The sequence below is a fragment of the Companilactobacillus keshanensis genome (assembly GCF_003946205.1).
GTDB lineage: Bacteria > Bacillota > Bacilli > Lactobacillales > Lactobacillaceae > Companilactobacillus > Companilactobacillus keshanensis.
In genome coordinates this window covers 57,914-81,033 of the sequence record NZ_RHOS01000004.1, presented here as the reverse complement: position 1 = coordinate 81,033, position 23,120 = coordinate 57,914, and the positions used below count along the sequence as shown (strand labels likewise).

The 23,120-nt window shown below is 34.9% G+C and carries 26 protein-coding genes and 1 other annotated feature; of the genes, 1 reads left to right on the top strand and 25 read right to left on the bottom strand.

Annotated elements, in window-relative coordinates:
- Window positions 1–10 precede the first annotated feature (10 nt).
- The 10 genes from EKM64_RS03760 to gmk form a co-directional block, all read right to left on the bottom strand.
- Entirely contained in the window at window positions 11–682 is a 672-nt protein-coding gene (locus EKM64_RS03760; RefSeq protein WP_125675746.1) for a thiamine diphosphokinase, read from the bottom strand.
- Complete coding sequence (gene rpe, locus EKM64_RS03755; RefSeq protein WP_125675744.1) at window positions 682–1,344, bottom strand: ribulose-phosphate 3-epimerase; 663 nt, start codon at window positions 1,342–1,344, stop codon at window positions 682–684. Before rpe ends, EKM64_RS03760 begins: the two co-directional genes overlap by 1 nt.
- A 12-nt stretch (window positions 1,345–1,356) precedes the next feature.
- Entirely contained in the window at window positions 1,357–2,247 is an 891-nt protein-coding gene (rsgA, locus tag EKM64_RS03750) for a ribosome small subunit-dependent GTPase A (protein ID WP_125675742.1), read from the bottom strand.
- Window positions 2,248–2,250: 3 nt separating this feature from the next.
- Entirely contained in the window at window positions 2,251–4,200 is a 1,950-nt protein-coding gene (gene pknB / locus EKM64_RS03745) for a Stk1 family PASTA domain-containing Ser/Thr kinase (RefSeq protein WP_125675740.1), read from the bottom strand.
- A complete protein-coding gene (locus EKM64_RS03740) occupies window positions 4,201–4,944 on the bottom strand; it encodes a Stp1/IreP family PP2C-type Ser/Thr phosphatase (RefSeq protein WP_125675738.1) in 744 nt (247 codons plus the stop codon). It abuts the gene before it with no gap.
- A gap of 16 nt (window positions 4,945–4,960) precedes the next feature.
- Entirely contained in the window at window positions 4,961–6,271 is a 1,311-nt protein-coding gene (rsmB, locus tag EKM64_RS03735) for a 16S rRNA (cytosine(967)-C(5))-methyltransferase RsmB (RefSeq protein ID WP_125675736.1), read from the bottom strand.
- On the bottom strand, window positions 6,261–7,217 hold the full coding sequence (fmt, locus tag EKM64_RS03730; RefSeq protein ID WP_125675734.1) for a methionyl-tRNA formyltransferase: 957 nt from the start codon (window positions 7,215–7,217) through the stop codon (window positions 6,261–6,263). The genes rsmB and fmt overlap by 11 nt, the downstream gene beginning before the upstream one ends.
- Before the next feature lie 13 nt (window positions 7,218–7,230).
- Window positions 7,231–9,636: a primosomal protein N' gene (gene priA / locus EKM64_RS03725; RefSeq protein ID WP_125675732.1), complete on the bottom strand. Its 2,406-nt coding sequence runs from the start codon at window positions 9,634–9,636 to the stop codon at window positions 7,231–7,233.
- A gap of 76 nt (window positions 9,637–9,712) precedes the next feature.
- Window positions 9,713–9,967, bottom strand: a complete 255-nt coding sequence (rpoZ, locus tag EKM64_RS03720) for a DNA-directed RNA polymerase subunit omega (protein ID WP_057763643.1) — start codon at window positions 9,965–9,967, stop codon at window positions 9,713–9,715.
- Between the two features lie 4 nt (window positions 9,968–9,971).
- On the bottom strand, window positions 9,972–10,583 hold the full coding sequence (gmk, locus tag EKM64_RS03715) for a guanylate kinase (protein WP_125675730.1): 612 nt from the start codon (window positions 10,581–10,583) through the stop codon (window positions 9,972–9,974).
- Between the two features lie 146 nt (window positions 10,584–10,729).
- Here gmk and EKM64_RS03710 point away from each other — a divergent pair, with 146 nt between their 5' ends.
- Window positions 10,730–11,053, top strand: coding sequence for a hypothetical protein (locus EKM64_RS03710; protein WP_125675728.1), 324 nt, complete (start codon window positions 10,730–10,732; stop codon window positions 11,051–11,053).
- Here EKM64_RS03710 and recN read toward each other — a convergent pair.
- The 15 genes from recN to EKM64_RS03635 form a co-directional block, all read right to left on the bottom strand.
- Window positions 11,045–12,742, bottom strand: coding sequence for a DNA repair protein RecN (gene recN / locus EKM64_RS03705; RefSeq protein WP_125675727.1), 1,698 nt, complete (start codon window positions 12,740–12,742; stop codon window positions 11,045–11,047). The two genes, EKM64_RS03710 and recN, sit on opposite strands and share 9 nt — an antisense overlap.
- Window positions 12,743–12,750: 8 nt before the next feature.
- Window positions 12,751–13,575 carry a TlyA family RNA methyltransferase gene (locus tag EKM64_RS03700; protein WP_125675725.1) on the bottom strand — a complete coding sequence of 275 codons (825 nt, stop codon included), beginning with the start codon at window positions 13,573–13,575 and terminating at the stop codon, window positions 12,751–12,753.
- Window positions 13,576–13,589: 14 nt separating this feature from the next.
- Window positions 13,590–14,429: a polyprenyl synthetase family protein gene (locus EKM64_RS03695; RefSeq protein WP_125675723.1), complete on the bottom strand. Its 840-nt coding sequence runs from the start codon at window positions 14,427–14,429 to the stop codon at window positions 13,590–13,592.
- Between the two features lie 2 nt (window positions 14,430–14,431).
- Window positions 14,432–14,671, bottom strand: a complete 240-nt coding sequence (locus EKM64_RS03690; protein WP_125675721.1) for an exodeoxyribonuclease VII small subunit — start codon at window positions 14,669–14,671, stop codon at window positions 14,432–14,434.
- The gene (gene xseA / locus EKM64_RS03685) at window positions 14,664–16,010 is read right to left on the bottom strand and encodes an exodeoxyribonuclease VII large subunit (RefSeq protein ID WP_125675718.1); all 1,347 of its coding nucleotides are present in this window, start codon (window positions 16,008–16,010) and stop codon (window positions 14,664–14,666) included. Before xseA ends, EKM64_RS03690 begins: the two co-directional genes overlap by 8 nt.
- Window positions 16,003–16,863: a bifunctional 5,10-methylenetetrahydrofolate dehydrogenase/5,10-methenyltetrahydrofolate cyclohydrolase gene (locus tag EKM64_RS03680; RefSeq protein WP_125675716.1), complete on the bottom strand. Its 861-nt coding sequence runs from the start codon at window positions 16,861–16,863 to the stop codon at window positions 16,003–16,005. Before EKM64_RS03680 ends, xseA begins: the two co-directional genes overlap by 8 nt.
- Before the next feature lie 26 nt (window positions 16,864–16,889).
- Complete coding sequence (nusB, locus tag EKM64_RS03675) at window positions 16,890–17,291, bottom strand: transcription antitermination factor NusB (protein ID WP_125675714.1); 402 nt, start codon at window positions 17,289–17,291, stop codon at window positions 16,890–16,892.
- Window positions 17,292–17,302: 11 nt separating this feature from the next.
- A complete protein-coding gene (locus tag EKM64_RS03670) occupies window positions 17,303–17,722 on the bottom strand; it encodes an Asp23/Gls24 family envelope stress response protein (protein ID WP_125675712.1) in 420 nt (139 codons plus the stop codon).
- Window positions 17,723–17,745: 23 nt separating this feature from the next.
- A complete protein-coding gene (gene efp / locus EKM64_RS03665) occupies window positions 17,746–18,309 on the bottom strand; it encodes an elongation factor P (RefSeq protein WP_125675710.1) in 564 nt (187 codons plus the stop codon).
- Window positions 18,310–18,476: 167 nt separating this feature from the next.
- Window positions 18,477–18,749, bottom strand: a complete 273-nt coding sequence (gene rpmA, locus EKM64_RS03660; RefSeq protein ID WP_125675708.1) for a 50S ribosomal protein L27 — start codon at window positions 18,747–18,749, stop codon at window positions 18,477–18,479.
- A gap of 12 nt (window positions 18,750–18,761) precedes the next feature.
- Window positions 18,762–19,106 (bottom strand): ribosomal-processing cysteine protease Prp, encoded by a 345-nt coding sequence (locus EKM64_RS03655; protein WP_125675706.1) that lies wholly within the window; start codon window positions 19,104–19,106, stop codon window positions 18,762–18,764.
- A gap of 2 nt (window positions 19,107–19,108) precedes the next feature.
- The gene (gene rplU, locus EKM64_RS03650; RefSeq protein WP_057763614.1) at window positions 19,109–19,420 is read right to left on the bottom strand and encodes a 50S ribosomal protein L21; all 312 of its coding nucleotides are present in this window, start codon (window positions 19,418–19,420) and stop codon (window positions 19,109–19,111) included.
- A 10-nt stretch (window positions 19,421–19,430) separates the two neighbouring features.
- Window positions 19,431–19,498: a sequence feature (ribosomal protein L21 leader region), on the bottom strand.
- A gap of 44 nt (window positions 19,499–19,542) precedes the next feature.
- Window positions 19,543–21,198 (bottom strand): DUF6541 family protein, encoded by a 1,656-nt coding sequence (locus tag EKM64_RS03645; RefSeq protein WP_125675704.1) that lies wholly within the window; start codon window positions 21,196–21,198, stop codon window positions 19,543–19,545.
- A gap of 98 nt (window positions 21,199–21,296) precedes the next feature.
- Window positions 21,297–21,545 carry a hypothetical protein gene (locus EKM64_RS03640; RefSeq protein WP_125675702.1) on the bottom strand — a complete coding sequence of 83 codons (249 nt, stop codon included), beginning with the start codon at window positions 21,543–21,545 and terminating at the stop codon, window positions 21,297–21,299.
- Between the two features lie 150 nt (window positions 21,546–21,695).
- A complete protein-coding gene (locus EKM64_RS03635) occupies window positions 21,696–23,066 on the bottom strand; it encodes a carboxylesterase family protein (RefSeq protein WP_125675700.1) in 1,371 nt (456 codons plus the stop codon).
- Window positions 23,067–23,120 lie beyond the last annotated feature (54 nt).

Sequence of the window (23,120 nt, the reverse complement as noted above, 5' to 3'; positions counted from 1 at the left end):
ATTAATTTCGTTAGTCCTTTTTGTTTTGCTTAGCATCAGCACTTTGGATAACGGCAATAACTCCGCTTCCAAAATTAAAGTCGATTGAATCACCAATAAACTCATTACTGGCCCAACTGACTGGATGATCAGCACTAAAATCTTTTAACTTATATTTTGCATTTACTAAATTTAAACGTGTGACAGGTCCTAAATTAATAAAACCAATGTATTTCATCCCGTGTTCATGATAAACCGTATAGCTACCAGGTTTAAAAAATCTAATAGTATTATTAGCCGATTTGAAATAAAGTTTGTCATAAAAATCGAAGAATCGTCTATCGAATGGTAAGAATAAATTGACCAAGAAATGATCAATTCGCCCACCAGTACCACCATAAATGATGTACTCTTGAGCATTAAATTTTTGTCTTGCAGCCAATAAACACAATTCAGAATCAGTATCATTCTTTTCTGGAGGAAATTTATAAAAGTTTGAAATGTTATCCCTTAGAAATTTTTGTTCTTTTTTATTGATAGAATCAAAATCTCCCATGGCAATTTCAGGAATTACACCATTTTTAACTAAATATAAACTTCCGCGGTCCGCCCCGACCCATGGTCCGGGAATTGCTTTGATACTGTTCATTTCCTCAGGATATTCACTTTTGGGACCACCTAATAAAACATTAACCCGTTTCATTAGTCTTCCACGAGATCCTTTAACTTATTAATTCTGCCCTCGAAATCATCACTACCGAAGAGATATGAACCAGCAACAAAAATATCAGCTCCAGCATCAGCACATTTTGTAATTGTTTCGTCATTGATCCCACCATCAACTTCAATTTGAAAGTCATCAGCAGCAGACGTTTGACGCAATTGATCCAAACGTTGGATTTTCTTTGTCATACCTGACAAAAATTTTTGACCGCCAAATCCAGGATTAACAGTCATAACTAAAATTTGATCAATAATTGGGAATAATTCTTTAACATTCTCCAGGGCTGTTCCTGGGTTAACCACAATCCCAGCTTTAGCACCTAATTGTTTGATCATTTGAATTGAACGATAAGTGTGATTAGTGCTCTCCGCATGGACCAAAACGGTATCAGCACCCGCTTTAACGATCGACTCGATATATTCTTCTGGATTGTCGATCATTAAATGTACATCTAACGGCTTATCAGTGATCTTTCTCATACCTTCAACGACACTAGGGCTAAAAGACATATTTGGTACGAAGTGTCCATCCATAATATCAATATGGAACAAATCGGCACCAGCCGCTTCAGCCATTTTAACGTCCCTCTCCAAATTCATGATATCAGCGGAGAGAATCGATGGGGCTATTTTATTTGTCATTAAAAACACTCCTTAATATTTTTTCTTGTAAGAATTTATTTCATTTAAAAAGTACAAATAATCATCATAACGACTTTTCATGATTGTACCATCTTCGACCATTTCTTTGACTTTGCAGTTAGGTTCATTGACATGGTGACAACCTCTAAATTGACATTCACCACTGTATTCAACAAATTCTGGAAAAAGCGTTGGCAATTCTTCTTGATCTATCTCAATCAATTCTAATGATGAAAATCCTGGTGTATCGGCAACTAACCCACCTTCTATATTAAATAAGGAAACCTGTCTAGTTGTATGTTTACCACGATTCAAAGTCTGAGAAATTTCTGCCGTAGCTAATCCTAACTCTGGGTCAATGTGGTTAAGTAACGTTGATTTACCAGCACCTGATTGACCGGTAAAGACGGTTATCTTATCAGAAAAATGTCTTATCAAATCTTGAACTTGATCATCACTGTAACTATCTCGCTCATCAAATACAACATAGCCCGCTTTACGGTATCCATCTAAAACCACTTTAAGATCAGCATACTTTTTATCATCCAATAGATCCGTTTTAGTTAAATAAATCAATGGTTTAATGTCATTATGTTCGATATTTACCAAAATTTTATCTAATAGATTACTAGAAAAATTAGGTTCTACAGCCGAAGTTACCACAATGGCTTGATCAATATTAGCTATTGGTGGACGAACAAGACTATTTTCTCGATCTTCTATTTTTAGAATATAGCCAAGATCTCCACTAGCTTCATAAGTAACCATGTCACCTACGATCGGTTTGATCTTGCGTTTTCTAAAATTACCTCGTGCTCTAGTTCTTACCAATTCGTGACTCTCATGATCCAAAACATCATAAAATCCACTGATTGATTTGATAATTCTTCCTTCTCTTTCCATTTACTACCCGCTTACTGAGCCAGTCGCAATCGTTTGATTGTCACGAACGATATTATAAGTACCCGTTTGACCACTCTTTAAATTGAAATTCAATGTTGTTGATGTTGTTTGTGTAATTGTCATCGTCTTATAAGGATTACTAATACTATGTGTAGAATCTCCAATATAGATTGTGACTGTATTACTGCTACCACCGCTGTCATCAAATGGTATTTGAACATCTTTTGTTACATTTTTTGTATTTGAATCACTATCGCTGTCATTGTTATCTTTATCGGTGTCAGAACTGTTACTATCGCTTTCGTCCTTACCCTTAGACATTACAACTGACAATGTAGCTCCTTGAGTTATGTTACTTCCTGCTGTTGGTGTTTGAGAAATCAAAACTCCAGACGCAACAGTATCAGAATACTGATATGTAACATCCAATACGGCATCTATCTCATCGGCATAATCCTGAATACTCTTAAGATTGTATCCCGACAAATCACGTACTTTATAAGATTTTTTCTTTACAGTTGGTGTTTTAGCAATCGTTAAGACCAATTTCTTTTTCTTAGCAATAACCTTACTACCAGCCGTAATGCTTTGCTTCATAACCACTCCTGCGGAATAGTCATTGGTAGATTTATATTTCAAATGAATACTGAACCCACGTTTTTTCAAACCATCAGATACTTCGGAATACTGTTTACCAGTGACCTTTGGCATCTTGTAGTATGTGGCTCCCAAACTGACAACTAAGTTAACTTTTGCATTATTTTTCAATTTGAGACCCTTGGCCGGTATTGACTTAATAACATGTCCAGCAATTATATCGTCATCATTTTCCTTAGAAACAGAACCTACCTGCAGGTTTGAACCTTTAAGCATGACCGTGGCCTGTTTGATCGTTAAATTGTTCAGATCTGGTACAGATGTTTCAGCGCTTCCGCGAACAATTGCAAAAATCAAAAACAGCAACAATAAAATTGGAATAATAGACATCCACATTATCTTTTTGCGTTTGCTATTTTTCTTTTTGGCAGGTTTGTCCTGATCCACATCCCTCAGCGGTTCCATAACCTTAGTTTCTTCCAGATTATTATGAACTACTGGAATGAATTTAGGTTCATTAGCTCGTTCCGGGAGTAAACAAGTACTAATATCTTCATACATTTCTTTTACTGATTGGTAACGTTCTTCTGGATCTTTAGCTGTTGCCTTTAAAACTACATTCTCCAAGGGTTGTGGAATATTGTGATCAATTGCATGTAGATCAGGAATATCTTCCTTAGAATGCTTTAGAGCAACAGATACAGCTGTATCTCCTGTAAATGGTACGTGCTTAGCCAATAATTCAAATAAAATGATTCCCAAGGCATAAATATCAGACAATACTGTGGCAGATTTTCCACGAATCTGTTCCGGTGACATATAGTGAACTGATCCTAATAATGAATTAGTTCTTGTTATTGACTGATCACTCAATGCCAAGGCTATTCCAAAATCTGATACTTTAACTTGTATCGGATCTTTAGCTTCGTCTACTAAAATATTCTCTGGTTTCAAATCACGATGAATTATCCCATGATCATGAGCAGTCGTTACTGCTGAACAAATTTGTTCCATGATATCAACGACTTCATGATAAGGAATCGGAAAATGTGTTTTGATATATCTCTTTAAATTAGGACCGTCAACATATTCAATTACAATGAATTGAATCCCATGATCATTGCCAACATCCAAAACGTTAACAATATTAGGGCTTGAAAGACCACTGGTAGCTTTAGCTTCACGTCCAAATCTTCTCTGAACAGACTCATCATCTTGAAGATCATATCTCAAAGCCTTAACAGCAACTTTTCTGTTGAGTCTTATATCATTTGCTAAATAAACATTAGCCATTCCGCCTTCGCCAAGCGTACCTAAGATCTCATAACGGCCACCAACAAGGTAACCTTTGTCCATTTACTTATTACCTCCATTTCCCGAGGCAAAAAGTAAAGCAGTGATGTTATCTCTACCACCAGCCTGATTAGCTTTATCGATCAGAATATGACATTTAGCGTCTAAACTAATTTTCTCACTCAATATTTTTTTTATTTCCTTTTCAGGAACCATATTGGTAAGCCCGTCAGTACATAAAAGAATAATGGCATCATTGATAAGATTAAAATTTTTGATTCGTGGTTGAACAGTCTGAGAAACACCCAATGTTTGAGTAATAATATTCTTTTGCGGATGATTCTCGGCCTCTTCAGGACTAATTTGTCCAGTCTCTAATAATTCATGAACTAAAGAATGATCAACACTGAGTTGTTCTAATTTTTTATCATGGTAGATATAACAACGTGAGTCGCCGACATTTACTACCATCATTTTCTTATCGACAAAAAATACACCGACCATAGTTGTTCCCATACCATTCAAATCATCGAACTGATTTGAAACAGAAACTATTCGATCATTCTCTTTACTTATTTCTTTGATGATCCATTCACGTAAATCATCTAAATCATTGATATCTGACTGTTCGAAATTGTGTCCCAAGTGGGAGACTGCCATGTCTGAAGCAACATCACCACCACGATGTCCTCCCATACCGTCAGCAACGATACCGAATATGACATCTTTTTTATTCTTAAATACATTTACATAATCTTGATTATTTTTTCTTAATTTACCGACGTCGGTTAATAACGCGTAATCCATATCCAACTTTACCTCATTAATTTTTTCGCCTAAACGCTGCTATAAAGAATCCATCGGTGAAATAATCACTAGGGAATAACTTTATAGTATCTTCATTAGACAGGTCATTTTTTATTGAAACCAATTCATAGTTTTTGTGATTATTCAAAAATTCCGTAACAATTGCTTCATTTTCTTCATCATCAAAAGTACACGTACTAAAAACTAATCTACCATCTACCTTTAATAAATCACTGATACTATTCAGGATATCGAGTTGAATCTTTTGCAAATTTAGCAGATCTTCAAACTCCCTAAAATAACGCAATTCAGGTTTTCTTCTAATTAGTCCAAGTCCTGAACAAGGGGCATCCACCAAAATCTTATCAAAGCTCTGGGCAGCAAAGACATCTTTAGCTTTTCTAGCGTCCATAGCTTTCGTCTGTATTATATCCTTATAACCCAGTCTCTGACCATTTTCTCGAATTAATTTTGTTTTGCGTTCATGAATATCTAAAGCAGTAACGCGACCATCTTTTAAATAACTGGCGATATGCGTCGTTTTACCACCTGGTGCGGCACATGTATCCAAAACTTGATCATCAGGCTTCAAATCTAAAGCTGGTGCAACTAACATTGAGCTTTCATCTTGAATTGTGAATAATCCTTCTCGGAATTCTGGTGTATCAAACAAATTACCACTATTAAGTGTTAAACCAACTGGTGAAATACGACTATTTTCAACCTCAAAATCTAATTCTTCTAAACGGCTCTTCAAATCTTTCACACTTACTTTATTAGTATTTACACGGATAGAAACATGTGAAGGCTGATTGATCGATTCCAAAATTTCAATGGTTTTATTGATGCCTTGTTGTTTGATCAAGAGTTTTACCAACCATAATGGTGTACTGTAACGGATGCTCAAATCTTCTTCACCATGGCCTACTGGTAGATCTTTAAAACCATGACGCTGATAATTTCTTAAAACACCAGTTACTAACTTGGCTAAACCGATACTTCCATTTTGTTTAGCAATTTCAGTCGATTCATTTAGGACGGCATGATCTGGAATTTTATCCAAATAATGCATCTGATAGATGGCACTCATCAAAAGATTCATGATCCAAGGTTTAACTGTTTTATCTTTAAGATATGGCTCTAATTGATATTTAAGCACATACATATTTTGTAAAACGCCATAAACAATATTGGTCATCAATCTTGAATCGACATTTGACATATCTGAACGTTGTAACAAGTTACTAATTTCAATATTTGAATATGCTTTATTTTGTAAGATTCTAGTTAATGCTTCCACTGCTACTGCACGAGGATTATTTTTCATTTGTATTGACCACAATTTGTCCTTTTTCTAAATTACTGCCTAAACCATTCATATAGTTGGTAATATCCATAACCTTTTTACCTGCTGGTTGAATCTTTTTGATTGAAAGACCCTGCTTATCACCAGCAACAACAACTAACTTTTTCTTTCCAGTTTCAAAAACAGTTCCAGCTGCTTGATCTGTATCAATGGCAACCACTTCACTCTTATAAAATTTAGTCCTTTGACCATTGAACATTTCCCAAGCACCAGGATCTGGGCTTAAAGCTCTGATATGATTAAAAATCTGTTCAGCAGATTGTGTAAAATCTAGCTTTTCTTGTTCCTTAGATATATTAGGTGAGAAAACAACTTGATCTTCCTCTTGTTTAATAGGTTTGATTGTATTATCCAGGATATGAGGAATAGTTTCGATCAATAAGTCTCGACCAACGATTGCCATTTTGTCAAAGATTGAACCATTGTCATCTTCTGGTGTGATAGCAACCTTCTCCTGACTGATAATATCACCAGCATCCATTGCCTTGACCATGTACATGATAGTAATACCGGTTTCTTTATCACCATTCATGATTGACCACTGAATGGGTGCCCCACCACGATATTTAGGTAAAAGTGAACCGTGAACATTTATTGCGGCAACTTTAGCAGAGTTTAAAAAAGATGTTGGCAAGAATTGTCCAAAAGCGGCTGTAATGATCAAATCTACATTCAATGCCTTTAATTCTTCAACTTCTGGACTTCCTGAAAGTTTAGCTGGTTGATATAGTTTGATATTCTCTTCTTCTGCAATCAATTTTACTGGACTCTTTTGCAGCCTTTGCTTCCGTCCAACTGGTTTATCCGGTTGAGTTACGATTGCTTTAATTTCATAATCTGTTTTTAAAAGTCCCTTTAAAACCGTAGCCGAAAATTCTGGTGTACCTAAGAATATTACACTTGTCATTTAATTATGCTCCTTAATCAATATGTTGCGGCTCATTGTCGATAGCGACGGTGAACCCTTTTTTTGTATCTGCTTGTGTATCATTTAATATTTCGAGCAGTTTTTGATGTAATTTTGGTTCATGCTTATATTTTACAATAATTTGATAATAATACTTATTTTGTTTTCGAGAAACCATTGTAGGACTTGGTCCTAGCAGGATTGCACTGTCAGACAGAGCCGTTGTCAATTGACGTTTCAGCCAATAGGCCTGTTTCAAAGTTTGGCCCTCATCTTTATGAGAAACACTGATCAAAGTCGTAAAGTAATACGGCGTATAGTTTGCCTGATGACGCAAATACATTTCTTGTTTGTAAAAAGTTTCATAATCCTGAACGGCTGCATCCTTTATCGCATAATGATCAGGATTAAAGGTTTGGATTATTACATTACCTGATTTATCAGCCCTACCAGCTCGACCACTAGCTTGTGTCAGCAATTGAAAAGTTCGTTCACTTGCTCGATAATCGGACAGGCTCAAGGTAGTATCAGCATTAACTACCCCTACTAAAGTAACGTTTGGAAAATCCAATCCTTTAGCAATCATCTGTGTGCCAAGTAAAATATCGGCATTTTGATCACCAAATTGCTTCAATATTTTAGCATGCGCACCCTTTCTGCGTGTAGTATCAACATCCATCCGTAAAATACGTGCTTCTGGCAATAATTCGTTTAATTGACGTTCCAAGTTCTGTGTTCCAGTTCCATAAAAGCCAATTTTTTTACTATGACATTGGGGACACGTTTCTGGTACTTCTTCTTCGTGACCACAATAGTGACACTTCATTTTTCCCAGATCCTTATGATACGTTAATGAAACATCGCAATTAGGGCATTTCAAAACAAATCCGCATTCACGACACATCATAAAAGATGAATAACCTCTTCGATTCAAAAGGATGATCGCCTGTTCGTGACGTTTTAAAACTCGCCAAAGCTTATCTTGCAATAAAGGTGATAAATCACCTTTAACAGCTGAATTCTCAGAATCACGCATATCAACTATTTGAACATGGGGTAGTGGCTGTTGATTGATACGTTTTTTCATATTAATTAACTGATACACTCCCTTTTGAGCACGGGCACGAGATTCTAAGCTTGGCGTTGCACTTCCCAAAACAACTGGACAATTATGTTTCTTAGCTCTCCACAAAGCAACGTCTCGAGCATGATATCTGGGATTGTCATCTTGCTTATAACTGGCCTCATGCTCCTCATCAATGATAATCAGGCCAATATTCTTTAGTGGAGCAAAGATTGCACTACGAGCCCCTACAACCACTTGTACACTACCATTTTCGATTCGTGTCCATTCGTCGTACCTTTCACCACTGGATAAACCACTGTGAAGGACAGCAACTTTATTGCCAAAACGGCCAGTTACTCGATTAACCATCTGTGGCGTAAGTGAAATTTCCGGAACTAACATCAACGCAGTTTTATTTTCAGTTACGGCTCGATCAATAGTTTGTAAATAAACTTCTGTCTTACCGCTACCAGTAACGCCTTCAATCAAAAATGTCTTAGCTTCTTTAGAATCTATGGCCTGATTGATTTGATCTACTGCCTGAGATTGCTCTTCTGACAGGTCCATCTTGGTAGTTTTTTCAGGCGTGACACCTACTGGTTTTCTTCTCTTTGTTACTTCAACAACTGACAAAATATCATTTTTTTCTGCTGTTTTAATAGCTGCACGATTTATCCCCTCTGAAGATAAAGTACTCAATTCAATTGGTAAATTATTTAAATTATCTATTAAATAATTTACTAATTTTAATTGAGCCTTGGCATTTGATCTCAATTCATTGCGTTTTTCACGTAATTGAATCGGATTCAAAGTAGTCGTTATAGCTTGACGTTTGATCTGACTAGCTTTGTTTTCTACAACATATTCAATTTCAACTTTATCTTGACGTTTCAAACGATTGATCAATCGAATCGTTTCATCACTCATTTGACTAGTTACTTCTATATTATCCTGTCCTTGAAATAATTTCTGATTCTCAGAATCATCATCATCTTTAGGAATAACTAACTGGTGGTATTTAGCCCGCATAACATTTGGTAACATTGTCTGCAAACACGATATTTGAAATGAATAGGTTCTATTTGCTAACCAAGACGATAAATCCAGCATTTCAGACGACAAAACAGGCCGAAGATCAATAACTCGATCGATCGGCTTTAATTTTCCTTTAAAATCACTAGTATTCTTCAGCTTCATTACGAAACCTTGAATTTTTCGTTTACCACGTCCAAAAGGCACTTCAACACGCATCCCCGGTTCAACAACTTCTGACAAGTTGCTTGGAACATCGTATTCAAAAGGACGATTAGTTTGCATTGTTGGCACATCAACAATCACTTCTGCAACTGTCATAAATTAACTTCACCTACACAATAAATAAAAAACCCTCACAATTATCATTCAGACAATCAGTGAAGGAATTTTAAAACTATTTTTCTTCTTTTTTCTCTTCCTCAACTCGTTCGGCTTCTTTTTCAAGAAGAATTGAATTAGGATCAATTTCAATTTTATCGTCGGCGATTTCTTCAAAAGCCTTTCCGATAGTTCTTGGTGATTCATACTTGTTAAGTAGTTCCACATCACCATCTTCTAGTTGATGAGCACGTTTTGCTGCTAAAACGGCCAAAGAATATCTTGAATCAACTTGGTCTAATAGTTTATCGATTGATGGATAAATAATCATATTATCATTCTCCTATTATTTTTTTATATTTGTCAATTACACGTGGCACTCTTAAGTGTTCACTTCTAATTATACCTTCAATTTTTTTGACTGCATTAGGTATTTTATCATTAACTACGGCATAGTCATAGTTTGACATCATTTCAATTTCTTTTTTTGCTTGTTCCATTCGTTTGTCGATGGTCTTTACATCGTCAGTTCCACGATGTGTAATACGACGACGAAGACTTGGTAAGTCCGGCGGTGTTAAGAAAATAAATACACCATCAGGCATCTTCTCACGAACCTGCATAGCACCGTTAACTTCAATTTCCAATAGAACATCGATCCCAGCATCCAACTTCTGATTAACATATTTTAATGGTGTTCCATAATAATGGTCAACATATTTGGCATATTCTAGCATTCCGTCATTTTCAATTTCTTCTTCGAACTCTTCATTAGTCCGGAAATAGTAATCGATACCGTCTTCTTCTCCAGGTCTCATATTTCTAGTTGTCATTGATACAGAATAATCAAATCTGATTGAAGACTTCTTTACCATTGCTTTTCTAACGGTTCCTTTTCCCACACCGGATGGACCTGATAGAACGATTAACATTCCCCTTGTTGACATATCACTTATCCCTACTTATTCTTATTTTCTTTTGACTAAAAACTTGCTACACACAAATAAATATTAAGAAATACTAAAATAAAGTTGCTTATACGAACAAAGGTTCGTATAATAAAGACACAAACAAGTGTTCGGGGGAATCGAATATGGAACTAAAACAAAATCAATCAAATACCTTTACTAAAAACATCATTAACAACACTGCTAAATTCATCGATAGGAACTTCGACTTCAATATGGATAGTAAAAGTGTTTCCCAAATCAAGCAAATGCCTATTAGACAACTGTTTATCTTTGCTAAACAAAGTTTTCAAAAACAATATTATATTAATGTAACTATGGTAAACGAAACATCTATGCAAGGCAAGTTGATTAAAAGAATTAATCCAAATAAATATATTCTGGAAGTTAATAAAAATCTATTTCAAATAGTTGATATCAATAATCTTAAATCAATAAAATTAATCTAACCTTTTTTGTTCACCCTGTGCTAATTCTAACAATTCTTGGGCATGTTCTCGTGTAAGGTCAGTGATTTTGGTACCAGCCAACATTAATGAAACAGCTTCGATTCGATCTTGATCGTTAAGTAATGAGACTTTAGTTTGTGTCTTATTCTTAACGGTCTCTTTTTTTATCTCAAATTGTTGATCACTCATAGCTGCAACTTGTGGTAAATGGGTAATACATAGAACTTGTACCGCTTGTGCAACTCGATATATCTTATCTCCAATTGCTTGAGCTACTCTACCGCTAACGCCAGTATCTATTTCGTCAAAGATAATCGTATCGACATTCATTTTTTCAGCTATTATTGATTCAAAAGCAAGGATAACACGTGACAATTCACCGCCTGAGGCAACTCTTACTAGTGGTTTGAAATCTTCACCTACATTAGTTTTTAGATTAAATCTAATCTGATCAATTCCCTTATCAGTTAAGGAATCACTATCCAAAGTTTTAAACTGAACATTAAATTTAGAATTTTTCATAAATAACTCTTTTAACTGTTTATTGATAGATTTTTCTAGTTCATTTGCAGTTGTATGTCGCTTGTCAGATAGAACTTTTCCCAATTCCAGTAATTTATTTTTATCTTCTTCAATAGTTGCAATTAACTTATCTTCTGTTGAATCATCAATATCAATCTTATCTAATTCATCATGTGCATTTTGTCCATACTGAATAACCTCATCTAAGGTAGGACCGTATTTTTTCTCCAAATTATCAATTACCGTCAAGCGCTTTTGAATCTCATCTAATCGATCTTCATCGAAATCAAGATTATCTAAGGCATCCGAAATAGTGGCCGCATCATCTTGAATCTGATAATAGGCACCATTGATTGAATCGTACAATTCTTGATATGTTTTATCAAATTCCTTAATGTCATCAAGACTGTCACGAACATTTCCCAACGAATCAACTGAACCAACATTATTTTCTGACAAAACACGATAACTTTCTTGAAGGCTACTATTGATCTTTTCAAAATTGGCTAAATGATTCTTCTCAGTTTCCAGAATTTCATCCTCACCCTTTTGAAGTTGAGCTGAATCGATCTCCTCAATTTGGAACTTCAGCATATCGATTCTTTGAACAATATTCTGTGAATCCTTTTGAATTGCCCGTAGACGTGCCATTTTTTCTTGATACTGGGTAAACAATTTCTGATATTTCACTAAATTATTTTTAAAATCTTCATCAGAAAATCTGTCTAATATGTCAATATGGTTATCCTCATCCAATAGTTCTTGCTGTTGATTTTGGCCATGAATTTCCACTAAGAATCGGCCGATATCTTTTAAAGTATTTGTATTAACTAACTCATTATTAATTCGACAGACATTTCGACCTTTACGATTTATTTCTCGGTTTACAATGATCGAATTATCAGAATGATTAATTCCATAATGATCCAAAATGGCAAAAATAGGACTACCTGAATGAACTTCAAATAATCCCTGCACTTTTAACTTATCTTGTCCTGTTCGAATAAAATCAATTGACGAACGACTTCCTACTAATAATCCCAAAGCATCTATAATAATTGACTTACCTGCACCAGTTTCACCAGTCAAAGCAGTCATGCCCTTTTTAAAATCAAGTCGTAATTCATTAATAATTGCAAAATTATTGATTATTAATTCCTTTAACATCAAATCACCTATTTATTAAGACTTGTATATGCTGCATTCATAGTATCTTCGATCGATACACTATCTAAAATCTCACCAGGTTGCTTTGTTTGAGGTTTTTGAATATTCATCAAGAACTCAATATTTCCTTCTCCTCCTTTAATAGGAGAAAAATCTAATCCTTTAACGATAAATCCTGTTTCTTTAGCAAAATTCAAAATCTTCTCTAAAACCATTTGATGAACTTTATGATCACGCACGATACCATGTTTACCAACATTCTCTGGACCAGCTTCAAACTGTGGTTTGATTAAACAAACGGCATCTGAACCAGGCAATATAATATTAAACATTGGTGGCATGATCAGCTCTAAAGAGATAAACGATACATCGGTCATAGCAAATTCTGGTAATCCATCGTGAAAGTCATCAGGTTTACTGTAACGGAAATTAACTCGTTCCATTACCACTACGCGATCATCACTGCGTAATTTCCAGGCTAATTGATTGTAGCCAACATCTAGGGCGTACACCATCTTGGCACCATTTTGCAAAGCTACGTCAGTAAATCCACCCGTTGACGAACCAATATCAAGACAAATTTTATCCTGCAGATCGATATTGAATGATTCCACAGCTTTTTCTAACTTATATCCACCACGGCTAACATATTTACTATGTGCACCTTCAACAACATGAAGAATTGTATCTGGATCAATTTTTTCACCTGGTTTGTCAAAACGCAGATTATCTTGGTTGTATACCTCTCCAGCCATAATAGAACGTTTAGCCTGCTCACGTGATTCAAATAAATTTTGCTCAACTAATAATACATCTACTCTTTTTTTTGCCAATAATTTTCACCTGTCTATTTAAAATAGTCTAAGAAACTGACCATCAAATTCTTATCAAACTTTTCTTCCTTTAACACTGCATTTAAAGCATCTTTAACTAAATTACGCAATTTTTCTTCAGTGGCAGATTTTCCTATCAGATTAGGAAAAGTATTTTTATCAACATCTTCTCCATCTTCACTATCATCTAAATCATCTTTTAATTGAAAAGCCAAACCGACTTTTTGTCCATACTCTACTAAATGACTTGATAACTCATGGTCTGCACAAAAAGCTCCAATAGTAATAGCAGCAACGATTAAATCTGCCGTTTTATGTTGATGTAGGAGTGTTAATTCATCCTCATCAAGTTTTTGATGACTGATATCAGTCATCTGACCAGCGACCATCCCCATTGGACCAGCATTATGACTCAAGATTCGAACCGCTGCCATACGTTTGTAAGCATCTAAATTAGACTTAGCTATCCAATAAAATGCCTGAGTCAATAATCCGTCACCAGCTAATACTGCGGCACCAGTTCCAAATTTCTTATGACTAGTTAGTTTACCTCGACGATAATCATCGTTATCCATTTCAGGTAAATCGTCATGGATCAACGAATATGTGTGGATCAATTCGATCGCACCAGCAATATCATAGTAGTCTTTTAAGTCTTCCAGTTTTACGCCACAAGAATATATTACGGCTAACATTAAAACTGGGCGAACTCTTTTGCCACCAGAATTTAGAGAATAGAGCATGGCATCTCTTAATTTAGGTTGTTTTATTTCCTTATCTAACTTAGCTGTTAAAAATTGATCAAATTCAGGCAAGACCTTTTCATGAAAATTATGAAATTCTTTTATATCCATATCTATTCATTACCTTCATTATCTTTATCTTCTAGTGTAGACTCAGAGCCATCTTTTTGCATGATTTTTGTGACTGTTGTTTCAGCATCACTGAGAGTTTTTTCAAGCTTTTTACTCAATGAGATTCCTTTTTTGAAATTCTCCATAGCTTCTTCCAAAGGAACATTTCCATTTTCAAGATTAGTTACAATGTCTTCTAAATCTTTCAAATTATCTTCAAATGATTTCTTTTCTTCAGCCATTATTTTCCTCACTTATTTCCTTGGTTATTAATTTAACATTACCATCAATAACTTTTAAATTGATCGTTTGATCAACCTGATAATCTTTAACCTGTTTTAATATTTTACCATCATCGTCAGTAGCAATAGCATAACCACGACTCAAAGTCCTTAATGGACTCAAAGAATCTAATGCCGCAGCCTCTTTACTGAATGAATTTCTATTATTATTAATAATTCTATTAGTAGAATTTAAAACCCTTTGTTGATAATTGTTCACCATCGTATCGTAATAATGAAGTTGACTCATCGGTGATTGATTGTTTAAACGACCACGAATATCCCATAAAGATTGTCTTTCATTATAGATCTGCTCTGAAACAATTTTATTTAAACGAGATGTCAAATTGTCCACTTTTTGCAAATAGACCTCATAAATACGTTCAGGATGCTGCAAAAAAGTATTTTGAGCATAATTTCTCACCTGATCGTGATAATTTTGAATTAATTTCACTTGAGCATTACTCAATCGAGTCCTCAAATCCTGAATATGCATCAACACATCTCGCAAAACCGGTGTAGCCAATTCGGCAGCAGCAGTTGGTGTCGCCGCTCTCAAATCAGCAACCATATCAGCAATAGTGGTATCGGTCTCATGACCAACTGATGAAATAATAGGAATTTGACTTTGAACTATAGCTTGAGCCACTATTTCTTCATTGAATGGCCAGAGATCCTCAATTGAACCACCACCACGACCAATAATTATTGTATCAAAATTTCCAATCTCATTAATTCGTTTCAATTGCTCGACAATTGTACCAGAAGCTGAATCCCCTTGTACTTGGGCTGGAAAAAGTACCAGCTGAACAATCGGATAGCGCCTTTTAACGGTTGTCATAATGTCATGGATAACAGCTCCGGATTGACTAGTAATTACGGCTATTCGCTTAGGGAACTGAGGTATTTGACGTTTAGGCAAATCAAAGATACCTTGTTGAGAAAGCTTCTTCTTTAATTGCTCTAATGCCAAATATAGGGCCCCTAGCCCATCAGGCTCCATTGACTCAACATACATCTGATAAGTTCCACTTGGCTCGTAGAGTGAGATTCTGCCTTTTACAAGTACTTTCATACCTTCTTCAGGTTTAAATTTTACTTTACTGAAATTAGATTTGAACATAATTGCTGATATTTTAGCTTTGTCATCTTTTAAAGAAAAATATTGGTGCGAAGGACGTAAGCGAAAATTAGAAATCTCCCCCATCAAATAAACGTGGCCCAAATAAGGATCAACATCAAATTTTCGCTTTAAATATTGTGTTAGCGCCGTAACTGTTAAATATTGAGAATTATCCATTGGCACGGCCTTCAGCAAGTTCAATAACTTGATCCATCAATGCTGTAATTGTCATCGGACCAACACCACCAGGAACCGGTGAAATAAGGCTGACGATATCTTTAACATCGTCAAAATCTACATCTCCACATAACTTACCGTTTTCATCATGATCCATACCAACATCAATCACAACTGCATCGTCTTTAACAAAACTCTTATTGATAAATTTGGCTTGTCCAATTGCAACGACTAGAATATCCGCATTTTTGGCAACATCAGCCAAATTCTTAGTATGCGAATGTGTAATAGTAACCGTTGCATTCTTAGCAAGCATCATTGCTGCAACTGGCTTACCAACAATATTACTGCGACCAATTATTACAACGTTTTTACCATCAATATCAACATTATAAAAATCTAGCATCATCATAATACCAGAGGCTGTGGCAGGCAACGTATGGGGTTCACCCGTCCAAAGATTACCAACGTTCTTGGGTGCAAACCCATCTACATCTTTTTTGGAGTCAATTGCTTGGATAACTTTTTCTTCATCAATATGATCTGGCAATGGTAATTGAACAATAAAGCCGTCAACTGTCTCATCGTTATTTAATTGTTCAATTTTTTCTAATAATTCATTTTCTGTAATTGAATCATCAAAGTGGATCAATTGAAAGTTGATTCCCAATTTCTCTGCACGACGTTTCTTATTTCTAACATAGATTGAACTAGCACTATTGTCCCCAACTAAAATCACAGCCAAACCTGGAGTTACATTTTGATTTTTTAAATCAGCAACCCGTTTAGCCATTTTCTTATCTGATGCATCGGCTACTTTTTTACCGTCTAAAATTTCCAATTTATTCACCATAAAAAGGCTGGTACAAAGTACCAGCCTTACCCTTCAACAAAGTTAGATAATATACCATTAACAAATGATTTCGAATCTTTATCGCCAAATTCACCAGCCAATTCGATTGCTTCATCAATTGCTACTTTTTTTGGAACTTCTAAACTATTTTCCATTTCAAACAATCCCACACGCAAAACAACCCGATCAATTCGTGATAATCTTTGAATTGTCCACTTTTTCTTCAAGTGATCGGCAATTTCTTTATCTAATTCAGCTTGTTTTTCTAAAGTCCCTGATACTAAGAAAGTTAGATATTCTGGAGCTTCTTCTTCACCCAAATCAGCTATATCCATAACAGAATTAATTGCTGTTTGTGAATCGTCTTTTGTTGTTTCAATGGAAAAAAGCGATTGAACTGCAAGTTCTCTGATTTTATGTCTATTCATACTCACTCGTTTTATTCCTTTTTTTCCGTTGTTACACGTTCTATTTCGCCATCTTCTTTTTTAGCGATCAAACCTACAACATGTACATTGATCTCATTCAAAGTTAAATCGGTCATGAATTCAAGTTGTTCAATGGCTGATTTTTGAATTTCTAAGGATACTTTGGGAATAGATACGCCATACTCTAGATAAACAAACACGTCAGCAGAAACTTGATTATCACTGAGGACAACGTCTACACCCTTGCCGTGATTGATTCTTCCAAATAAAGAATCTAAACGACTGGATAGACTTCCTCTCATTTCATAAACGCCTTCGACCTGACTAGTAGCGATTCCTAAAAGAATCTCAATAACTTGATGTGAGATTTCAACGTTTCCATTTATTTTTCCACTATCTTGTTTTAGAGAAACATATTTTTGTTCAGCCATAAACTTATCTCCATAATCAAAAATTAGTTAGCACGTGAAATATATGTACCATCTTGCGTGTTAATTGTTAGCATATCACCTTGGTTAACAAAGAATGGAACTTGGACAACAAGGCCTGTTTCCATAGTAGCTGGTTTTGAACCACCTGATTGTGTATCACCTTTAATTGATGCTTCAGTTTCTGTAACTTCAAGATCAACCGTATTAGGAATATCTACACCAAGAGTTTCACCACCGTACATCATGATGTTAACTTCCATATTTTCCTTAAGATACTTAAGTTCGTTTGTAATCTGTTCTTGTGGAAGTGATAGTTGTTCATAAGAAGCCATATCCATGAAGACATGGTTAGTACCATCTGCATATAGATATTGCATTTTTTTATTTTCAATTTGAGCCTTTTCAACTTTAGCAGTTGATCTAAAAGTCATTTCTTGAACAGCACCTGTTCTCAAGTTCTTTAACTTAGAACGTACAAAAGCACTACCCTTACCTGGTTTAACATGTTGGAACTCGATAACACGCCATAAACCATCTTTTACTTCAATAGTTAAGCCATTTTTAAATTCATTTACTGAAATTGACATAATTTATCTCCTCGATTACTTTAAACGTAAAAAAACACTTTACATATTATCTTACCAATATTTCTATGAATATGGCAATATCCCACGCTTATTATATAAAAAAAAGAGGACTATGTCCTCTTTTTTCAACAATTTGAGTTGTTTAGAGGTGATCCCTCTAACTCTTATTAGTAAACTGAAACTTGTTTCTTGTCTCTACCAAGTCTTTCGAACTTAACAACGCCATCTGTAAGAGCAAACAATGTATCATCGCCACCGCGACCAACATTAGCTCCAGGATGAATCTTTGTTCCACGTTGTCTATAAATGATTGCACCGGCAGTGATAGCTTGACCATCAGCACGTTTTGCGCCTAGTCTACGACCAGCTGAATCACGTCCATTAGCAGTTGATCCACCACCCTTGTGGTGAGAGAAAAATTGTAAATTCATTTTAAGCATGAAATTTACCTCCTAATTAAAGTCGATTTTATTTTTTTGAATCTGAACTTCTATGTTTTTAGGATAACTATCTTGAATATCTTTCAATGTCCAATATAAGTTTTCCAATAACAAAGCTGTATCATGGGATACTGCTTTGTCAAAGCGACAACCAAGGTGTCCACCGTTTTCCTCGTCGAGAACTACGAGCGGAGTATCCTCAGTAAGTTTTTCCAGATTATTGATCGTTCCTATTGAAACCGCCGAAACAGCTGCACAGACAAGATCCTGACCATATGGTCCAGAATCAGCATGCCCTAGGATCAAAAAAGATTCAAATTTCTGGTCTTCATTCTGGTAAAAACTTGCTCTAATCATAACTAAGCCTTGATACTGTCAATAAGTACTCTTGTATATGGTTGACGGTGGCCTGTCTTAGTATGTGAATGCTTCTTAGGTTTGTATTTGTAAGTAACAACTTTCTTGTCCTTACCTTGCTTTTCAACTTTACCCGTAACTGAAGCACCTGCTACAACAGGATCTCCAACTTTAATACTGTCTCCGTCAGAAACTAAAATTACATCATCAAATGTAACAGCGTCCCCTTCTTTAACATCAAGTTTTTCAATAAAGATTGAGTCATTTTCTTCAACCTTATATTGCTTACCACCAGTTTTAATAATTGCGTACATAGCGTGTACACTCCCTTCTAAGACTCGCCAATCAGGTGCCTATAGCTTAAACCTGATTTTGAGCGGTTGTAGATGCAATAGTGATTGCAACTAATAAAATATAGCAAATATTAAGATATTTTTCAACTATCTTTAAGAAGTTTTCTAAATGACCACTGTCCATCGTTGAATAATAACCAAATTAGAATAATAAAACCTACGACACTGACAGCCATGGCCACTCTGTCAATATTACTATAATAATATTGAATTTGAATGTTATTTTGGCCTTGGACTGTCTTGATTTTGACAGTCCCACGTTTAGAAATTTTAGGACTAACAGTTTCATTATTTATTGAAACCCTAATTCCTTTATAAAATAATACCGGAATATCCATTTCCACTGAATTCTTACTATAATACTTAATTGAATAAGTATTAGCCGTTGTTTCAAACGGAACCTTAACTTTTTTATTATTAATAATGAACTTGTGGCTTTTGATTTCATCACTGTAAGGAAGACTCTGAATCGGATAATAATCTTCTTGATGAAAACTTTTGATTTTTTGATCCGCATTTTTGGATGTAACTGTGGCAAATGGCAAAGGCTGATTGTTTACCTTCGTACCACTTAAATAAACCTGACTACCACAAGCTACTGTTGTAAAAACTAAAACTGACAATTTGGTCAAGGACGATCTGTTCTTCATTAATTTCGCCAAGATGTGACTCATATATATAGCAAAGAAGAAAGTTACCATATTTAAAAAGCGCCATGGAAATTGCATCAGATTAAAGAAAGTATTTTGAACAAGGTGCCATGGAAATAGATTTGTTGATAGTACTAAAGCAATTAAACCTTCGATAGCAACAAGACGATATGAAAATTTATCTTTCCAAATAAAAATCAAGATGACAACAATCGTCAACAACGAAATAATTCCGATTGAATAACTTCTCACATCAGTATGTAAGGCATTGTTAAACAGCTCCATCGGTTTTTGCGCCATTTGTGCCAGATCCAGTAATGCTGGTCTATTAGTAGCTAGTGCTCTCTTTTGCTCTACCATTGGTAAAATAAAACCACTTGAAGCAACGATAACTAGAATAATCGCTTGAATTCCAGCCCAAATTAATTGCCCCCAATATTTAAAACTATGAGACACTTTTGAAAAAATAACCAAAACTACCAAGGGCATCAACATAACAACTGTAATAAAAGCTGTCAGCGGATGTGTTAGGACCGTTAATGTCAATCCCGTAGCAAACAAGGGCCACTTGTTAAAATCACCTGACAAAATTTCCGCAAAAGCGTAGAAAATCAAAGGAATAAAAATATATGAAATATACTCAGCCAATCCTACACGATAAAATACACTGGCAACTCTAAAGAACGACAAGGTATACAGGACTGAAAATAAAAATGCCTGTAATGTATCCTTGGAAAATTTAGCCATAAAATAATATGAACTAATAAATGTTAAAAATGTTATCAAAGTTAGAAAAATCAAAAAACTGATTATTGGATCACTCGCCATCTTAAATATTAAATAACCTGGTGATAGAGTGAACCAAGGATAAAATACACTAGTAAAATTACCGACATGATCCCAATAGTTAAAATTGACCGGCGATACCAAAATATTACCCAAACTATTGATCCGATTCAGATGAAATAGCATATCATAGCTATCCAATAAGCGAATCGTTGCGTGTGGGGAAAATAATATCGTATATAAAATACTTAGAATCAAGAAAACTGTTCCTAAAATAGTTCTCTTCAAAGCTTTGTTGGACATGCAAAATACCCCTCTTAAAAACAATATATATTTTAGAGTACACTAAAAAAGATTGAAGCAAAATACATTGCAACAATCTTTTTCTAATATTCAGATAATTAAACTGCTAATGACGTCATAAACATAAGTGATAAAAATAACGCCATAAAGAATGAAAATGCCATTCTTCCCCGTCTAAGGTTAATTCCTTTGGCAACCCTAGTCAAAATAACTAAAATTCCTATCAAAACGATTCCTATAATTATTCCGGCTACATTACTTAAAACATTAAACTGTGTCAAAAATGAAACAACTAAATCAAGCAATATGAAAGCTATCGTAATAAAATATGAATACTCCCTTTTCAAGCATCCCACCTCTAAAATCCTAAGCGTTTAAACGCTTAAACTTTAAGCACAACAACATCATTTTAGAATCATTCTTTTTAAAATGCAATACTATATTTTTAGCACTTACTAAATTAATTGATACATCAGTATAAATTAAGAGTTATTTTTTTATAATTTGTACGTCTGCCAGGGTAGATTTTTGATCCATTGATGACTGATCATCGAGACACTACTAATGTCATCTGGATCTAATTTCATTACCAATTGATTGTCATCAAATAATGGCCATTCGTACTTTAAATCATCATTATATGGTTTCCCATTAATAATAAAATCCATTATAAGCTGCAAATAGAATCTCTGATTTTTTCTTTGATCGATCGGAAGATCTGAATTCTTAACAGCCAGGTATGCAACGTTTCCACCATGTCTTCCATCGAGTACACTGGAATAATTTCCGTACACTTCGCCGTTTTCTTTTAATAACTGTGCTGTCCGATCAGCTGGAAAAGTATACATTGATTCTCCAATCAAATTTAACAACTGATCTTTTTGATCATTATTGGGCAATTGTCTCAAAATAATTTTTGAATTATCACCAAAGAGATCAATTAAAATACTTGATTTTAATTCTTCAAGTGAATAATTTTTTAAGTGGATCAATTCATTACTGCCTGCTTCAACTAATGTCTTAAATCCCGTACGTTTTTGACGATCGATCAAGACATCCTGCCAATTATCTGAGATCAAATCATTATCAATGATCGGGCCAAACCAGTTAGTAGCCAAATGATCGCCAATACATTTATTCTGTGCAATCAACATCCCATCATCAGTCAAGTTGAATAAATCTTTAGAGTTGAGTTTATTGGAAGTGCAAAAACGATGCAAAACCTTCTGTGCAGTCTCCGCATCCCTGATTGTTTGCAGTGAACCACTAAATAAGACAATTTTTTTAATTTGATCCATAACATCTTCATTAGAGGTCATCAAGGCCGCAATCGACTTACCACCCGCAGAATGACCAACCAGACTAATATCGTCTGAATCCCCACCAAATCTATCAGCATTGTCAATCACCCATTTAATGGCCAGAATTTGATCAGAAAGACCTACATTGGTATCTCCACCTTCAACATTTGCCCAGCCAAACAAGCCTAAACGATAATTTGGTACGATATGGACAACATTTTGGTTATCAAGCCAAGGCATAATTTTTTTTAACGTGCCACCATGTAAAAATCCACCACCATAAAATTCAATTACAATTGGATATTTTCCATTTGGATTAGGCGTTGAAATATCGAGATTCAAACAATCCTCACCAAATTTAATTTCAGCTAGACTATTATCAAGCGCCGCTTCTTGCATTGGTTGAATACCAACTTTAGTAGCAAAAGTTAACTTTTTTTTAGCTCGATATGGAATCGACCGCTTAAATCGTCTTGGATGTCCAAATTTAACTCCGATAAATTTAACACCGTTTTCGGATTCTATCCCCTGAAATCTTCCGGTTGTGGTATCAATAATTTTTTCCATAAACTTTTCAACCCTCTTTTAAAACTTATTATATAAAGAATTATTTTAATAATT